Below are 18,307 nucleotides of genomic sequence, written 5' to 3' on the forward strand. Positions count from 1 at the left end.
AATATGTTGCATGCAAATTTTAGATAGACTAATCTATCTAAAATATAGGCGCTAATTTAGGCGATCATCATCAGTCATTAGTAAGGACGATAAATGGCAAGAAATTTGTTATCTCTTCTTGGCTTTTGTTTTTTTATGCTCGTTTTCACTACAAATGCCCAAGCATCCCAAGAACAGATGCGTGTCTCAGCAACAACGATGCAGGCAGTTCCCTTTGTTCCTTCAATTAATATATTAGGATCTATTGTAGCAAGGAATGAAATTGTCATAAGCCCGTCCCTGACCCAACATATCATTACTGATGTCCTAGTCGAAGAAGGTGATCACGTCAAACAAGGTGATGTTCTGGCTACACTGGAAACGCCCATTCAGGACGAGAAAGTCAAACAGGCCAGAGCGAATCTGGAACAAGCTTTGGCTATGATAAAACAGAATGAGGCCATGAACGATCGGGCACAATCCGACCTGAAACGGGCAAAACCGCTGATCAAAACTGGCGTAATTACTGCCAGTGAATTTGAAAAATATAAAATGGAGGCAAATTCCGCATTAGCCGCCTTAAATGCAGCAAAAGCCGAATACCGGCAATTACAGGCACAATTACAGGAAGAAAAAAGCCAGCGTGCCAAAACAACTATTCTGGCTCCCAAAGCAGGAATTATCAGTGAGCGTGTTGCCACAGTTGGTATGACCACTGATGGTAATTACCTGTTTAAGCTTATCGACAATAACCAATACGAATTTTCGGCTGAAGCCTATATTTCTGACTTAAAACAGATCCAGGTGGGCTCACCTGCAACCATTTCTCTTACTGAAGGGGATAAAATAACGGGTAAGGTGAGATATATATCACCAAAGATTAATCCTATTACTCAAATCGGACTCATCAGGATCACGCTTGATAACGCTCCCGCAAATATCAAACTAGGCGATTTCGGTTATGCTCTCTTTCAGCTTAAGCCAGAAAAGATTAATGCCATTCCTTATAGTGCAGTGAGTATCACTGATGGAAACAAAGCAGATGTCTATGTTGTGGGTAAAGATAATGCGGTGGAGAAAAAACAGGTCAATATAGGACGTATTTTTGATAAATGGGTTGAAATAAAGTCTGGATTATCAGCAAGCGATAAAGTTGTAGTCTCTGCATCTCCATTCCTACAAGAGATGGATACTGTTTCCATTAAATCACAGGGAAAATAAGATGAAGTTTCAATTATCAGAATGGGCCATCAGAAAGCCAATTCCCACTATTGTTATTTTCTTGGCTCTCACTATCGCCGGGTTATTTTCCTTTTCTGAGTTACCCATTAATGCCAACCCTGTGATTAATTTTCCGGTTGTGACTGTAACGACTTCACAAAGTGGTGCTTCACCTTCTGAATTAGAAAATGCAGTGACTCAACCTATCGAACGGGCAGTTTCTGGCTTACCGGGAATTCGGCATATTAACTCAACCATTACTGATGGTGTCTCTATTACGGTTATTGAATTTAATTTAACAGTTGATCCTAATGTCGCCGTTAATGATATTCGTGAGCAAATTACTCAAATTCGGGCAGAATTACCCCAAAATATAGATGAGCCTTTAATAAACCGTATTGATGTAGAAGGCGGGGCTATTCTGAATTATGCCGTTCAGGCAAAGAATAAAAATTTAACCGAATTATCTTGGTTTGTTGATGACAAATTAAGTAAACATCTTTTAACTGTACCAGGGGTACAAAAAATAAGCCGTTCAGGGGGGACAAACAGAGAAATACTGGTTGAACCCGATCCGGTAAAACTGGCTGCGTTAAAGATCAGTGTTGCAGATATTAACCGGTTATTACTCCAGAGTAATGTCAATATTCCTGGCGGGAGAATGGTTATAGCAAAGCAAGGTCATTCTATCCGTATCTTAGGGGCCAAAAATCAATTAGATTATCTGCGTAAATTAAAGTTTCCTTTAGAGAATAATAGCTGGGTCACTTTGGGCGATATTGCTACGATTAAAGACTCCCATTCAGAAACAACGTCTATTTCCCGTCTGAATGGTAAACCTGTTATTGGTTTTGCTGTGTTCCGCACTAAAGGTTCAAGTGATACCGTGGTAGAAAAAGGAGTCACAAAAGCATTAGAGCGAATTAAAAACGAAAACCCTGATATTAATATTAAACTTGTTTCATCAAATGTGAAATACACAGTGGCCAGTTATAACGCCACCATGCAGACATTAATCGAAGGTGCGATATTAACAGTCATTGTGGTGTTTTTCTTCCTGAGAAGCTGGCGTGCTACTTTAATTGCAGCAATTGCATTGCCATTATCTATTTTACCCACATTTGTTATTTTGCATTTGTTTGGCTACACATTAAATAGCATCACACTATTAGCATTAACGCTGGTGATCGGTATTTTAGTTGATGATGCTATAGTCGAAATAGAGAATATAGAAAAATATATTGAAAGAGGAGAAAGACCTTATATTGCAGCGATCAAGGCATCCAATGCCATTGGGTTCGCAATCATCGCGATTACTATTACGATTGTCGCTGTTTTCCTGCCGGTCAGCTTTGTTGGCGGTTTCGTGGGTAAATATTTTGTCCCCTTCGGTATTACCGTATCCGCGGCGGTTTTATCATCCTTACTGGTTGCCAGAATGGTGACTCCTTTGATGTCCGCTTATCTGCTATTACCGAAAAAGGCATTACCGAAAAAGGCATCAACGAAAAAAGCATTGTCTGAACAAAACAGTGAAACAGGTAAAGCCGAGACACCGAAATGGATCAAGAAATATGTTACCATTCTGGATAAGACACTAAGATTTCGCAAAACAGCCTTAGCACTAGCTGTCGTTTTTTTGTTTGGTTCACTAAGTCTGCTTGAGCTATTACCCTCTGGCTTTTTACCTAAATCCGATATCAGTATCGCTAGAATAGATATTGAAGCACCACCCGGAACACAGGTGGAGCAAAGCGATAAACTTTTACAGCAGATTATTAAACAGTTTAAAGCCCGCCCAGAAATTGTAGATATTTTCTCTATTGCAGGTGTTGAAGGAACAGCCGGCGATATTAATCAAAGCAAAAGCACTATTATCGTCAATTTAGTGCCCATCAATGATCGCAAATTATCACAAAAAGAGTTTGAACAGTCACTGACGCCTATCTTAGATGCAACACCAGATATTCGCTATACCTTTGGCAGCAGTGATGGAAACCGGGATGTTTCGATTGTTTTAGCCAGTGATTATCCAGATATTCTGGCTCAGACAACAAGAAAGTTACGTCAGGAAATGATGCAGTTGAATGGATTAAAGAATATTCAAATTTTGCAACCATTACCTAAACGGGAAATTATCATCACTCCGAATATTGCTGAGGCTGCCAGAGCGGGAGTCACAACAGATGCTATTGGTGCAGTGATCAAGACCGCAACCATCGGTGAAATCAACGCCAATGTCTCTAAATTTAATTTACCAGACAGGCAGGTTCCGATCCGTGTCTTATTATCCAAAGAGGACAGGAATAATCTGAACGTGCTAAGTAATATGTACGTTAACAGCACATCTGGGGTTAATGTCCCTATAAAATCGGTCGCTGATATCTCCTTTGGTTCAGGGCCTGACACTATAGAACGCATTTCCAGACAACGTAAAGCTGTGATTGAGGCTGATCTTAACGGTATCGCAATTGGCACCGCACTAGAGCAGATCAATCAATTACCAACATTGAAAAAATTGCCGCCAGAAGTTAAAAGAATCCAATATGGTGATATTGAATACATGAATGAGATGTTTGAACGCTTCTCTACCACCATGATGCTTAGTATCCTGATGGTATTGGCTATTCTGATGATTCTGTTCAAAGATTTCTTACAACCAATGACGATTCTGATTGCCCTGCCATTTGCTATCGGTGGTGCCATTATCGCTTTACTTATCTATAATGCCACGATTGATATGCCCGTTATTATCGGCATATTAATGCTAATGGGAATTGTCACCAAAAACTCAATCTTACTGGTTGAGTTTATTCTCGAAAAATCCCGCTCTGGTATGTCACGAACTGACGCCATTATTCAGGCAGGAAGAGAGCGTGTCAGGCCAATTATCATGACAACAATTGCCATGATTGCCGGGATGATCCCTCTGGTGGTCACCAGCGGCGCAGATACCAGTTTCCGTGCGCCGATGGCGATTGCCGTCATTGGTGGGTTACTCAGTTCAACATTGCTAAGTTTGCTGTTTGTGCCCGTTATTTACAGTTATGTGGATGATTTTAAAAACTATATCATTCCATATCTTAGAAAATTGTCATCGGTAACAAAAGACGATCTCAATTATCATTGATAGATGAATCAATTTGATTCTGTATCTAGCCTTTGGAGGAATATAAGGTGAAAAAACAGACCGAAAAACAGCGAGCCAAACGTAAACATATTATTGATGCGGCTATCTCCTGTTTTATCGAGAAGGGATTTCATGCAACATCAACAGCAGAAATCTGCAAAGCAGCAGGTATGAGTCCCGGAAACCTGTTTCATTATTATCCAACCAAGAGTGCCATTATTGAAGCAATTGCAGAAGAAGACAGCCACGACTATGACGAAATTTTGGCTGCCTGTCATGATGAAAATTCAGTGGTTGCCACAATAGAAAAATTGTTGGAAAAGCTGATACAGCTCTATAACGAACCCGGCTATGCGCGCCTCAGTATTGAGATTATCGCTGAGGCTAGCCGGAATCCTGCTATTAATAAGATATTTATCGAGAATGAGAAAAAAGTCCGAGAGCGTTTTGCGATACTACTCAATAAAGGCATTGAAAATGGGGAAATTGATCAAAAAATTAATGCTGAACAGACTGCTTCCTGGTTAATGATCGTCGTTGATGGCGCTATCGGAAGGCAAATCATGGGCTCTGATTTTAAATGGCGTGAAAGCCTTGATGCTCTTATTTATTTAATACGAAAAGCCTTTACTCCATAACTCTTACAACCGTTTTCTGATTAAGGCATTTGCCTTAATCAGACCAACACAACTCTTTTTTCTCCATTTTATTTCTTTTCACACCGTACTTGTTATACATCACGCTATACACCACTTTCCCGGCATTATTATGTCTGAATTTTGGCTGAACCCAACAATCTCTCTTATCAACCAACAATCTCTCCCATCAACCAGTAGCGACACGCGTCCAGCTAAGGTATCATTGCCCGCTATATTATTGGTACACGCCCTTTATCAATCGAATTTATGGCAAAAGAACAAACTGATCGCACCACACTGGATTTGTTCGCAGATGAACGCAGGCCAGGGCGACCTAAAACAAATCCGCTGTCCAGAGATGAACAGCTTAGGATCAATAAACGCAACCAGTTGCGCCGGGATAAAGTCAAAGGACTGCGTCGGGTGGAACTCAAACTCAATGAAGATGCTGTTGGTGCTCTCAACCATCTGGCAAAACAGCGCAATATCAGCCGCAGTGAATTGATTGAACAGATGTTGCTGGCTCAACTGGCAACAGAGAATCGCCTTACCAATTAACGGCTTTAATTCAACAGAATGAAGCGGCGTCACCACACAAATCTGACAGACTTGTCACTGATGTTTGGTCAAAATAACGTTTTTCATTTTAATAAAACTGCTATTTTTCCTGCTGATTTCAGCGTGACGTGTATAGATTTAATACACTAATAGAACAAGAGGTTAATCTACTTTATGGCAATAATAGGTATATTCTTCGGCAGCGACACTGGCAACACAGAGAACATTGCCAAAATGATCCAAGAAAAACTGGGCGGTGCTGATGTTGCGGAAGTTCACGATATTGCCAAAAGCAGCAAGGAAGATCTTGAAGCCTTCGATATCCTGCTGCTAGGCATTCCAACCTGGTACTACGGCGAAGCTCAATGTGACTGGGATGATTTCTTCCCAACTCTGGAAGAGATCAATTTTGAAGGGAAGTTAGTTGCCCTGTTTGGTTGTGGTGATCAGGAAGATTATGCAGAATATTTCTGTGATGCTATGGGCACCATCCGCGATATTATCGAACCTCGTGGTGCAATCATTGTTGGACACTGGCCAACTGAAGGGTATCACTTTGAAGTATCTAAAGGTATGGCTGACGATAATCACTTCATTGGTCTTGCTATTGATGAAGATCGCCAACCAGAATTGACCGAAGAGCGTGTTGATGCTTGGGTACAGCAGATTAAGGCTGAAATGAGCCTATCAGAGATCCTCGGCGCATAAAAGATACCCTCGTGTGTGTATTAAGGAAACAATTACCTTTTACACGGGATAATTCTTAAATTATGTGTCATGATAGCGAAGTGGGCATGGTTTTCATTTTCAATATCCATGCCTATAATTTACAGCGTGAAACTAAATCATAATTCTCTCACGATACCCCAAGTATCACAAGTTCACTAAACTCAAGTTACAGGACTGAATCCGCATGACCGACAACAATAAAGCATTGAAAAATGCTGGACTTAAAGTAACACTTCCTCGCCTGAAAATTCTGGAAGTGCTACAGGACCCAGAATGCCATCATGTCAGTGCGGAGGATCTCTATAAAAAACTGATTGATATCGGTGAAGAGATTGGCCTCGCCACTGTCTATCGCGTGTTGAACCAGTTCGATGATGCCGGCATTGTCACTCGCCACAATTTTGAAGGCGGTAAATCGGTTTTTGAACTCACTCAGCAACATCACCATGACCATCTGATTTGCCTCGACTGTGGTAAAGTGATTGAGTTCAGCGATGAGTCCATTGAAGAACGTCAGAAAGATATTGCTGCACGTCATGGAATCAAGTTGTCAAATCATAGTCTCTATTTGTATGGTCACTGTACTACAGGTGATTGCCGTAAAGATAGTACGTTACATGATGAGAAAGCATGATAAGAAGACACGATAAGAAGTGATACATGCTACTCACTTCCAATATCTGCTCTTGTCAAAAGGAGCTGCTGCCGATTAGCTTAAGCTAATCGGCAGGTTGCTTTTTTTACAGGTGGTTATTTTTGATATACGTCTTCAATTCGACTAAAACGCTTACCATCAGTGCTAACAGAACGGACTTTCACATTACCTTCAACGTGCGGTCTTTGTCTGTCATCATAAATTTCCCAAGTTTTGCCATCATTCAATGAATACTGAATTGCCAACCCCGGCAAGGCAATGTTTGCTTCCAATGTCCCTGACACAATCCTTGCTCCCGGTATTGGTAATCGATATGCAACATGCGCTTTATCCAGTTTTGCCATTTCACGTTGCCCCATTAAATTGGCAAAACGACGCCAATCATTATTGAGTTTATCGGTTTCAACATACCGTGTGACTCCGCCTTTATACTCCCTGCCCTGTTGGTAATTCTGTTCCCATTCAGCCTGATGCCACGCACGTTCCGCCAGCGGCAGCAAACGCGGATAAATCATATATTCCATTTGCTGATCAGTACGCACCGTTTCACTCCATAACAGCCCTGATACGCCATACGCCCCTGGCCAACGTTTATTACTGGTGGTATTGAAATAGTTACCATTGATATCCACCGAAGTTTCGGCATTTTGTGGCATATTATTTGGTGCAAAACTGAAGATTTTGGCTTCATCATTAAAACGGGATGCCCAATAATAGCCCCGCTCTTTCGGATTGACTTCGTACGGCATATCTAGGTAAACATAATCAGGGCTGGAAACAACGACACGATAACCTTTGTTTGCCCAGTCATTAACGGAATCATAACCTCCCCAATAGAGCGTATCCCAAAAGTTTACCGTAACATGCTGAGTAGCAAAGTCTTTAGCCGATTTCGCATGTTTCAGGCCATCCTGCCATGACTGCATTGTCTCAATACCATGAGCATTGACAATCTTACTCACTTCAATTGCGAAGTAACTGGCCAGCTCATCAACATCTTTGATAATGCCCTTCGTAATCATTTTTTGACAAGCCTGAGATTTTGCCCATGGTTTGTCTTCGATTTTTTTATTTATAATCCCCTTACCCGGTTCAATTGGGCCATCTTTATCCTGATAACCCGCCCCTAAACGAATATTTTTCGCTTCATCACCGCCAAAATGCCATGTTTTCAGTGGCGCCCCGGCTTCTTTGTGCATGGCAACGATTTCACTGATGACTTTGTCAACAAAACGTTTGGAAGAATCCATGCACGGGTTCAGATAGCTATGGCGATCGTAAAACTGTACAGATGTCGTATTTGAGGTATCCGTCGGATCGAGCAAACGGTACTCATTGGCTTCCTGTACCTTTCCTTCTGCCATCAACTTCTTATAACGGGCTTCCATAGACATTACCGCTGCACGAGCATGGGCCGGAATATCAATTTCCGGGATCACCTCTATCTGACGAGCCTTAGCATATTTCAAGATATCAATGTAATCCTGACGGCTAAAATAGCCACTTCCCATATTATTACTTGTTGGCCCTGAGCCTAATTGTGGTAACAAACATTGTGTCTCAGTTAAATCATGACAACGTTTGCTGCCAATTTCTGTTAATTCCGGTAAACCGGGAATTTCCAGGCGCCAGCCTTCATCATCACTCAAATGGAAATGGAATTTATTCAGTTTATAAGCCGCCATTTGATCGAACAGACGCAAGACAGCTTCTTTACTATGGAAATTCCGTCCGACATCAAGAAACATCCCCCGATACTCAAATCTGGGTGCGTCTTTTGCTGTTAATGTGGCTATTTTCGGTACACCATTGGCCGGAAGAAGGGAAAACAGTGATTGCAGGCCATAAAATACACCGGACTCATCAAAAGCAACAATTTGTGTTCCCTTAGTAGTGATATTCAGGGAATAAGCCCCTTTAACCCGCCAATCACCGGTAAAATTGTCAGCATTAATCTGAGTTACAACCCGATAACCGCTGTCGGTTAACTTAATGTTATAATCAGCAAAACGCTCTCGAATAACCCGAATTGAAGCGTCACTCAACCCTCCCAGTTCCAATCTCACTCCATGAGATAAATTGACATCCTGTGAATGAATGGATAATTTTCTGGGCGTCGGGATAATTTGCCCACGCAGTTTATCCTCATCCATTAATGACATCTGGCTGTTTTTCTCAAAACGGCTTTCAGGTGTCATCAGGATATTGTTATCCGTCGTCGTTCGTTTCCACTGCTCCCCTTTAAAATCAGATAAAAACGCACTCAGATCCTCAGTATCAGTATTAGTCAATACCTTGGGAATAGCATCACCGGAAGTGGCATACCAGCGCGGCATAAAATCTGTACTATAAATCTGCCAGTATTCGCCAATAATTGGCAATGAGACCTTTTCTTTGGCCTTGATCCCCGTGAACTTTTCTGTCGGTTCTAATTTATACAAATCACCTGTGATATGCGTGATTTTGAATTGCTCATGATCAACTTTCAGAATTTGGCGAATGCTATGAAAATAAAGTGCCCAATCGGCGGAATCAATTGCCTGATCACCATTGGTCAATGTGATATTAACCCGATTACAAGCGGCCCCATTTGCACCTAAGATGGCACAATCAGTCCCATGTGATCCGGCCTGGTTGTCTACGATGCTGAAATTCACATTTAACTGACTAAGTGAATCCACTATCTGCTGTGATAACATTTTCGCATGAATATTTTCCGCATAAGTACCTGCCGTGAACCCAGCCGCTATGATAATTGCTGCTAAAGTGTGTAATTTAATGCTTTTCATTAATGACCTCGTCCGAGTTTCTTATTTTGGCCCAGAACAGAAGGCTGTCTTTGATATCACAAAACGGTTTTGTACGACGGTTTTGTACAACAGTTTTGTACAACATAGCATCAATGCGAAATAACCCTATACAAAATGTGACTATAAGGCAATTTTTAATCTTGGCAGGAGGAGTTAATTTTCATTACGAGACTTTTAATCATAAAAAAAGCGCGATAATAATCGCGCTTTTCGTGTATTCAACTGACATTATTCTTTAGAGATTTTCGCCCAAGTATCACGCAAGCCTACAGTACGGTTAAACACTAAACGTTCAGGACTTGAGAGTTTGCTGTCAGCACAGAAATACCCTTCACGTTCGAACTGATACGTTTTTTCCGATTGTGCTTTTGCCAGTCCCGGCTCAACAAAACCTTTACGTACCACTAATGACTCTGAATTAATCGTAGACAGGAAATCCTCTTTCGCCCCTGGATTCGGTACACTGAACAGACGGTCGTACAAATAGAATTCCGCAGGGGCAGCATGTGCGGCACTTACCCAGTGAATAACCCCCTTCACTTTGCGACCATCAGCCGGATCTTTATTCAGCGTCTGCTCATCATAGTGACAGTAAATAGTGGTGATATTACCTTCTTCGTCTTTTTCGACACGTTCAGCTTTAATCACATAAGCGTTACGCAAGCGAACTTCTTTACCGAGTACCAAACGCTTATATTGACGGTTTGCTTCTTCACGGAAGTCTGCGCGATCAATATAAATTTCACGGCTGAAAGGCACTTCACGACTACCCATTTCTGGTTTATTTGGATGGTTAGGCATTGTCAGAATGACTTCACCTTCCGGCATATTTTCAATCACCAATTTTACCGGATCAAGAACTGCCATAGCACGCGGCGCGTTTTCATTCAAATCATCACGGATACAAGATTCCAACGCGGCCATTTCAACGTTGTTATCCTGTTTAGTCACCCCGATACGACGGCAGAATTCACGGATCGCAGCAGAAGTATAGCCACGACGACGCAAGCCGGAAATCGTTGGCATACGTGGGTCATCCCAGCCATCAACAATGTTTTCTGTCACCAGCAAGTTAAGTTTACGCTTGGACATTACCGTGTATTCCAGATTTAGGCGGGAAAACTCATACTGACGTGGGTGACAATCAATTGTGATGTTATCCAATACCCAGTCATACAAACGACGGTTATCCTGAAACTCTAACGTACATATAGAGTGAGTGATCCTTTCCAGAGCATCAGAAATACAATGGGTGAAATCGTACATCGGATAGATGCACCATTTATTACCGGATTGGTGATGTTCTGCAAATTTAATGCGATACAGAACCGGATCGCGCATGACAATGAATGGAGAAGCCATGTCAATTTTTGCCCGCAGACAGGCTTTACCTTCAGCAAATTCACCAGCACGCATTTTTTCGAACAGAGCAAGGTTCTCTTCCACACTGCGATCGCGGTACGGGCTGTTTTTACCCGGCTCTTTTAACGTGCCACGATATTCGCGGATCTCATCTGGGCTTAATTCATCGACATACGCCAAACCTTTATTGATCAATTCAAGCGCGTATTCATACAGATTATCGAAATAGTTAGAAGAGTAGCGAATATCACCACTCCACTGAAATCCTAGCCACTGAACGTCATTTTTAATCGACTCAACGTACTCAATATCTTCTTTAACCGGGTTCGTATCGTCAAAACGCAGGTTGCATTGGCCCTGGTAATCTTGTGCGATGCCAAAATTCAGGCAGATCGACTTCGCATGTCCAATATGCAGATAGCCATTAGGTTCAGGCGGGAAACGGGTATGTACGGATGTATGTTTACCAGTTGCTAAATCTTCGTCAATTATCTGACGAATAAAGTTTGTCGGGCGAGCATCTGCCTCACTCATCGTTTTAATCCTTAATGCAAAAAGCGCTTCAATAAACCCTTTATAATCTATTAAGCTGAACCGAGAAACAACAATTAGTTAATGGGAAATGGACGGAAAGAGCAAAGTTAGTGCTAAAAAACGATTTATGTACAATGAATTATGTGCAATTGGCAAATTTATTTTCAAACTCCATTCCTCTTTCACCTGTCCAATAAATTAGAACTATTCAAATGAAGTATTTTTATATAATTCGGTGATCGCCGAAACGATCACCGTTAGCTTGGAAGGAGAAATACATTAATCTATTTCATTACCTGAAATAAATTTGATTCTTTAGCAATAACATGACGTTCAGCCATGATACTGACACCTGCATAGTCATCAATATTACTGATAACAATCGGACTTATCATTGATTTAGCATGAGTGTTCAGGTATTCAAGATCCAATTTCAATAATGGCTCCCCTACTGTCACTTTCACACCTTCTTCAACCAAACGCTCAAAACCCTTACCTTGTAAAGAAACAGTATCAATACCCATGTGGATAATCACTTCAACGCCGTCATCTGCCTCAATACACAGTGCGTGATTAGTATCGAACACTTTCACCACCGTACCTGAAATCGGTGAAAAAACAGTATCGGAGGTCGGTTTAATAGCAATCCCATCACCCACTAATTTGCTGGAAAAAGCTTCATCCGGGACATCCTCTAATTTAACCAATTCACCTGTTACAGGAGCAATTAAGGTTAAAATGGCTTTTTCCTGCGACTTACGATCTTTTTTTATCTGAGTGTCAGGCTCTAGATCCTGGCGTTTCGTTTCAGCCGCAATGGGCCCTTTGGTGATAACTTTCTTCATGGCATTGGCAACCAATTCTGCGCGGGTTCCAATAATAATCTGAACACTCTCTTTGTTCAGACGGATAATCCCGGAAGCACCAAGCCGCTTGACTGCTTGTTCATTAATCAAACCTGAGTCTTTTACTGATAAGCGTAAACGGGTAATACAGGAGTCAATACCCGTTAAATTGCCTGAACCGCCTACTGCTGCAATATATTTATACGCTTCTTCCTCAATATTACCTGGGCCAATGGTTTTTGCAGCCATATCGATATCATAACCATCCGTTTGTCCGGTGGAGAACAATTCACGTCCCAGTGTCAACAGGTTGAACTTTTTGATCGTGAAACGAAATATCACATAGTAGAGACAGAAGAAGACCAAACCTTGTGGAATAAGCATGTACCAGTGAACGGCCAACGGATTGCGTGAAGAGAGCAGAAGGTCAATAAAGCCAGCAGTGAAACCAAAACCAGCAATCCAGTGCATAGTCGCCGCAATATAGACTGAAATCCCCGTCATAATGGCATGCAGGACATAAAGTACAGGTGCAACAAACATGAAAGAGAATTCAAGTGGCTCCGTTACCCCAGTAAAGAATGCAGCAAATGCGCCTGCCATCATAATACCGCCAACCATTGCTCTGTTTTCAGGACGCGCGCAGTGGTAAATCGCTAATGCCGCTCCCGGCAGACCAAACATCATAATGGGGAAGAAACCTGCCTGATAACGCCCGGTAATACCGGGAATGGCTGTCCCTTCAGCAATAGATTTTGCTCCTGCCAAGAAGTTAGGGATGTCATTGATCCCCGCAACATCAAACCAAAAAACTGAATTCAAGGCATGATGTAAACCTATCGGTATTAACAGACGGTTAAAGAAGGCATAAAGCCCTGCCCCCGTTGAGCCAAGATTAGTAATACTTTCACCAAATGCCACCAGCCAGCTATAAATCACAGGCCAGATAAACATCAAGATAAAAGAGAGCAGGACCATCAAGAAGGAATTCAATATAGGCACTAAACGACGGCCACTGAAAAATGATAATGCCTGAGGCAATTCAATATGGCTGTAACGGTTATAAAGTTCGGCTGAAATAACGCCCACTAAGATGCCAACAAACTGGTTATTGATCTTACTGAATGCGACTGGCACTTCAGCAATCGGAATATTTTTAATCATTGCGATTACTGCGGGAGAGCATAGTTTAAGGACAACCATAAATCCGACTAATCCGGTCAATGCGGCAGCACCATCCTTATCTTTCGACATACCATAAGCAATCCCAATCGCAAATAATATTGCCATATTTTCGAGAATGGAATTTCCTGATGAAATAAGCAGCGCTGCCAGAGGGTTATCGGCCCCCCAACCCGTTGGATCGATCCAATATCCAACTCCAACTAGTATTGCCGCTGCGGGCAATGTTGCCACGGGCACCATCAATGCCCGGCCAATCCGTTGTAAGTAACTTAGAATGTTCACTCACGCCCCCTTAAAGCTCCATTAATGGAGTCTTTTATTTAATGAATGATGTAATGACATCACTTATGTGTTTCTTATTAAAACATTTTTATTCTAAAAAAATTATTTTTTATCACAAATTAAAACCATCTGATATGTGATAAAAATCACCAAAATTGATATTTTTTTAATCAAAATATGGCCTTAATCAAAACCTTATTTTACCATAAAAAATAACATTACAACTTTCGACAAGTAGAACCATCGCAAAGAGAACAGGTATGATAGACGGCTTTCCTCGACAACGGTTTGTATGGTTCCATTTTTAATCATGAATAATACTTAAAGAGGTCATCATGAGGCTGATTCCCCTAACAAATACAAGTGATGTAGGTCGATGGTCTGCGCACTACATTGTTAGTAAAATCAACGAATTTAATCCAACAGCAGAGCGCCCTTTTGTTCTCGGCCTGCCCACTGGCAGTACACCACTGGCGACCTATAAAGAACTCATCGCGCTATATCAGGCAGGAAAAGTCAGTTTCAAGCATGTCGTCACTTTCAATATGGATGAATATGTCGGTATTCCTGCAAATCATCCCCAGAGTTACCACACTTTCATGCATCAGAATTTCTTTAATCACATCGATATACAAAAAGAAAACATAAACTTACTCAATGGCAATGCGAAAGATGTTGATGCCGAGTGTTTACGTTATGAAAATAAGATCAAGTCGTATGGAAAAATCCATCTGTTTATGGGGGGTGTAGGTAATGACGGTCATATCGCCTTTAACGAACCTGCGTCCTCCCTTTCTTCACGTACCCGGATTAAAACGTTAACGCTGGAAACGCGAACAGCTAACTCTCGTTTTTTCGATAATAATGTGGACTTAGTTCCCCAATATGCTTTAACCATCGGTGTAGGTACATTAATGGATGCCGAGGAGATCTTGATTTTGGCGACGGGGGCCCAAAAAGCCTTGGCCCTGCAAGCTGCAATTGAAGGCAACGTTAACCATATGTGGACAGTAAGCTGTTTACAGATACACCCAAAAGCGATCATCGTCTGTGATGAACCTGCAACGATGGAGTTAAGAGTAAAAACAGTAAAATATTTTCACCAGCTAGAGGCGGAAATTCTTAATGAGTTCGCCAGTTAGTACTCATTCAGGCGATTAGGAGAGCAGAATGTACGCTTTAACTAACTGTATTATTTATACCGGGCACGAAAGACTGGACGGACATGCTGTCATCATTGCAGATGGTTTGATTAAGCAAGTCTGCCCAGAAAATGAATTACCGGAAAATATTGAAAAACACGATTTACACGGTGCAAATCTCTCCCCCGGATTTATTGATCTGCAAGTCAATGGCTGTGGGGGGGTTCAATATAATGAACGGCTGGAATACATTACGGAAGAGACGCTGCGTATCATGCAGGAAACCAATCAGCGTCATGGTTGTACCAGTTTTCTGCCTACACTTATCACCAGCCCTGATGAACTGATGATTAAAGCCATTGAAGTGATGCGCATCTACTTAACCAATCATCCTAATCAGGCACTTGGGCTACATCTGGAAGGGCCTTACATCAATCCGGTAAAAAAAGGGACTCACAATCCAGCCTACATACGCAGACCAACATCTGAGATGGTTAATTATCTGTGTATTAATGCTGATGTGATCACCAAGATTACTCTTGCTCCTGAGATGGTCGAAGAGCAATGCATTCACCAATTAACTGAAGCGGGTATCATTGTTTCTGCTGGTCACTCCAATGCAACTTATGAAGAAGCCCGGCGAGGGTTCCGTAATGGCATTACTTTTTCTACCCACTTATATAATGCCATGCCTGCCATTTCCGGCCGCCAACCTGGATTAATCAGCGCTATTTATGATACTTCTGAAGTCTATGCCGGCATTATTTGTGATGGCATGCACGTATCATGGCCAAATATCCGTAGTGCCAAGAGATTGAAAAATGAGAAATTAGTTCTTGTGACAGATGCCATCGTCCCTGCCGGTCTTGATTCAGCGACAAATACTCTGGAACAATTCACTTTTGCTAATAAAACAATATATTATCGTGATGGATTATGTGTCGATGAACATGGCACACTAAGCGGCTCCTCAGTCACAATGATAGAGAGCATCAAGAATAGTGTTGAACATGTCGGTATCGCTTTGGATGAAACATTGCGGATGGCAACTCTTTATCCAGCCAAAGCCATCGGTGTTGATAAACACCTCGGTACGATTGAAGTCGGCAAAGTCGCAAACCTGACCGCATTCACACATAATTTCAAAATCTGCAAGACCATAGTTAACGGAAACATAGCCAACAAAGATATTGATAATGGAAACTTCGCTAATGCAAATGAAGCCGAACTACCGTGAGCATAGAGTCTGATGAGTAACCATAATGCACAAAAGCAAATCGGTAATATTGACCTGGTTAAACAGCTCAATAGTGCGGTGGTCTATCGTTTGATAGACCAACATGGCCCAATATCCCGTATTCAAATTGCAGAAGAAAGCCAGCTTGCGCCCGCCAGTGTCACCAAAATCACACGTCAGTTATTAGAACGCGGCCTGATAAAAGAAATTGACCAGCAAGCTTCTACTGGCGGGCGTCGGGCTATTTCTATCGTTACAGAAACCAGCCGCTTTCATACTATTGGCATACGGCTCGGACGCCATGATGCGACAATTGCATTATTTGATATGAGTGCGAAACAATTAGCCGAAGAGCACTACTCCGTACAGGAGAGTACACAACAGGAAATCGAAAAACGGATTATCTGCGCCATTGAGAATTTCATTGCCAAAAATCAGCGGCGGATCCGTGAATTGATCGCAATTTCAATCATTCTTCCCGGCTTGGTGGATCCCGATAACGGCATCGTTCGCTACATGCCACACATAAAAGTAAGCAATTGGCCATTGGTGCAAAACCTACGGAAACATTTCAATATTTCCTGCTTTACCGGGCATGACATTCGCAGCCTTGCATTGGCAGAACACTATTTCGGGGCCACCCGCAATTGTGAAGACTCACTTCTGGTACGCGTTCACCGTGGTACAGGAGCGGGAGTTATCGTCAATAATAATATCTTGCTCAATAAACGTGGTAATCTGGGAGAAATAGGTCACATCCAAATCGATCCACTGGGTGAACGTTGCCATTGCGGAAATTTTGGCTGTCTGGAAACTATTGCATCTAACTCAGCAATAGAGGCTAAAGTACAGCATCAATTACGGCAGGGATTTCCAAGTAAATTAACCTTAAATAGCTGCACTATTCGTGACATATGCCTCGCCGCTAATCAGGGAGATCCTCTAGCAGTCGAAGTTATCAGGCAGGTAGGACACAATCTTGGTAAAGCTATTGCCATCGCCATTAACTTCTTTAATCCCCAGAAAATAGTTATTGCTGGTGATATTACGGAAGCTGAGCAAGTTCTGCTTACGGCTATTCAAAGCTGCATCAACACACAGTCGTTAAAAGCCTTCCGTGAAGATCTCCCCGTCGTTGTTTCTGAACTAAATCACTGTTCCGCAATTGGTGCATTTGCCTTAACAAAGCGTGCGATGCTCAATGGTGTACTGTTACAACATCTTCTTGGAGGATAATTTCAGCAATCTCGTTGTTTTTATCATCAATATGATTACAAGCCAAACAAACAAGCGATATTATGCATATTTTTTTAAAAAAGCAGTTGACGCATCTGTCTGATATACGCATAATGCGCCCCGCACCGCCGATGAAGGCAAAGCGAAAAAAGATGGCTACGTAGCTCAGCTGGTTAGAGCACAGCACTCATAATGCTGGGGTCACAGGTTCGATTCCCGTCGTAGCCACCATCTTTGCGGGAGTGGCGAAATTGGTAGACGCACCAGATTTAGGTTCTGGCGCCGCAAGGTGTGCGAGTTCAAGTCTCGCCTCCCGCACCATTTACTTCTTCGGTTGTACTTAAATCGAGTTGAACTAACGTTGTTTTGGGTTTAAGTTTTAGTGTGTTGTCTTCAGGTGGGGTATCGCCAAGCGGTAAGGCACCAGGTTTTGATCCTGGCATACCCTGGTTCGAATCCAGGTACCCCAGCCATATTCCTGAAAACAACAATAACTAAAGCGTGAATAACCAGAAATAACGAACAGGTAACAGCAAGATTTTAATGAGAATACTCAGGTGGGGTATCGCCAAGCGGTAAGGCACCAGGTTTTGATCCTGGCATGCCTTGGTTCGAATCCAGGTACCCCAGCCATATTCCTGAATGTTTTCATAAAGCTTACGGTTAACGTAAATGGCTACGTAGCTCAGCTGGTTAGAGCACAGCACTCATAATGCTGGGGTCACAGGTTCGATTCCCGTCGTAGCCACCATTTAAAATTCAGG

Annotated in this window: 12 protein-coding genes and 5 tRNA genes; 14 read left to right on the forward strand and 3 right to left on the reverse strand. The window is 42.1% G+C overall.

The annotated features are described in order from the left end of the window. Positions 1-93 precede the first annotated feature (93 nt). The 6 genes from AAC852_RS08855 to fur all read left to right on the forward strand — a co-directional run bounded on the left by AAC852_RS08855 (position 94) and on the right by fur (position 6,889). Complete coding sequence (locus tag AAC852_RS08855) at positions 94-1,200, forward strand: efflux RND transporter periplasmic adaptor subunit (RefSeq protein ID WP_340620719.1); 1,107 nt, start codon at positions 94-96, stop codon at positions 1,198-1,200. A 1-nt stretch (position 1,201) separates the two neighbouring features. Beyond that, entirely contained in the window at positions 1,202-4,330 is a 3,129-nt protein-coding gene (locus AAC852_RS08860) for an efflux RND transporter permease subunit (protein WP_340620720.1), read from the forward strand. Positions 4,331-4,377: 47 nt separating this feature from the next. Further along, positions 4,378-4,968, forward strand: coding sequence for a TetR/AcrR family transcriptional regulator (locus tag AAC852_RS08865; protein WP_340620721.1), 591 nt, complete (start codon positions 4,378-4,380; stop codon positions 4,966-4,968). A gap of 267 nt (positions 4,969-5,235) precedes the next feature. Continuing rightward, positions 5,236-5,526, forward strand: a complete 291-nt coding sequence (gene ybfE / locus AAC852_RS08870) for a LexA regulated protein (RefSeq protein WP_047678744.1) — start codon at positions 5,236-5,238, stop codon at positions 5,524-5,526. A 174-nt stretch (positions 5,527-5,700) separates the two neighbouring features. Continuing rightward, positions 5,701-6,234 (forward strand): flavodoxin FldA, encoded by a 534-nt coding sequence (gene fldA / locus AAC852_RS08875; protein ID WP_340620722.1) that lies wholly within the window; start codon positions 5,701-5,703, stop codon positions 6,232-6,234. Between the two features lie 205 nt (positions 6,235-6,439). Further along, positions 6,440-6,889, forward strand: coding sequence for a ferric iron uptake transcriptional regulator (gene fur, locus AAC852_RS08880; RefSeq protein ID WP_038259894.1), 450 nt, complete (start codon positions 6,440-6,442; stop codon positions 6,887-6,889). 116 nt (positions 6,890-7,005) lie between these two features. Here fur and AAC852_RS08885 read toward each other — a convergent pair whose 3' ends face one another. The 3 genes from AAC852_RS08885 to nagE all read right to left on the reverse strand — a co-directional run bounded on the left by AAC852_RS08885 (position 7,006) and on the right by nagE (position 13,922). Continuing rightward, complete coding sequence (locus AAC852_RS08885; protein WP_340620723.1) at positions 7,006-9,699, reverse strand: beta-N-acetylhexosaminidase; 2,694 nt, start codon at positions 9,697-9,699, stop codon at positions 7,006-7,008. Positions 9,700-9,948: 249 nt separating this feature from the next. Further along, positions 9,949-11,616: a glutamine--tRNA ligase gene (gene glnS, locus AAC852_RS08890; RefSeq protein WP_340620724.1), complete on the reverse strand. Its 1,668-nt coding sequence runs from the start codon at positions 11,614-11,616 to the stop codon at positions 9,949-9,951. Positions 11,617-11,900: 284 nt separating this feature from the next. Then, entirely contained in the window at positions 11,901-13,922 is a 2,022-nt protein-coding gene (nagE, locus tag AAC852_RS08895; RefSeq protein WP_422824280.1) for an N-acetylglucosamine-specific PTS transporter subunit IIBC, read from the reverse strand. 341 nt (positions 13,923-14,263) lie between these two features. Here nagE and nagB point away from each other — a divergent pair, with 341 nt between their 5' ends. The 8 genes from nagB (at position 14,264) to AAC852_RS08935 (ending at position 18,294) form a co-directional block, all read left to right on the forward strand. After that, on the forward strand, positions 14,264-15,070 hold the full coding sequence (gene nagB / locus AAC852_RS08900) for a glucosamine-6-phosphate deaminase (RefSeq protein ID WP_340620726.1): 807 nt from the start codon (positions 14,264-14,266) through the stop codon (positions 15,068-15,070). Positions 15,071-15,098: 28 nt separating this feature from the next. Further along, positions 15,099-16,307, forward strand: a complete 1,209-nt coding sequence (gene nagA / locus AAC852_RS08905; RefSeq protein ID WP_340620727.1) for an N-acetylglucosamine-6-phosphate deacetylase — start codon at positions 15,099-15,101, stop codon at positions 16,305-16,307. Positions 16,308-16,319: 12 nt separating this feature from the next. Beyond that, positions 16,320-17,543, forward strand: a complete 1,224-nt coding sequence (gene nagC / locus AAC852_RS08910; protein WP_340620728.1) for a DNA-binding transcriptional regulator NagC — start codon at positions 16,320-16,322, stop codon at positions 17,541-17,543. 154 nt (positions 17,544-17,697) lie between these two features. Next, positions 17,698-17,774: transfer RNA gene (locus tag AAC852_RS08915), tRNA-Met, on the forward strand. 5 nt (positions 17,775-17,779) lie between these two features. Further along, positions 17,780-17,864: transfer RNA gene (locus tag AAC852_RS08920), tRNA-Leu, on the forward strand. A gap of 77 nt (positions 17,865-17,941) precedes the next feature. Next, positions 17,942-18,016: transfer RNA gene (locus AAC852_RS08925), tRNA-Gln, on the forward strand. Between the two features lie 85 nt (positions 18,017-18,101). Next, positions 18,102-18,176, forward strand: a tRNA-Gln gene (locus tag AAC852_RS08930). A gap of 41 nt (positions 18,177-18,217) precedes the next feature. After that, positions 18,218-18,294, forward strand: a tRNA-Met gene (locus tag AAC852_RS08935). Positions 18,295-18,307: the final 13 nt, after the last annotated feature.

It is taken from the genome of Xenorhabdus siamensis, from assembly GCF_037996745.1.
In the GTDB taxonomy this organism is placed as follows: domain Bacteria; phylum Pseudomonadota; class Gammaproteobacteria; order Enterobacterales; family Enterobacteriaceae; genus Xenorhabdus; species Xenorhabdus indica.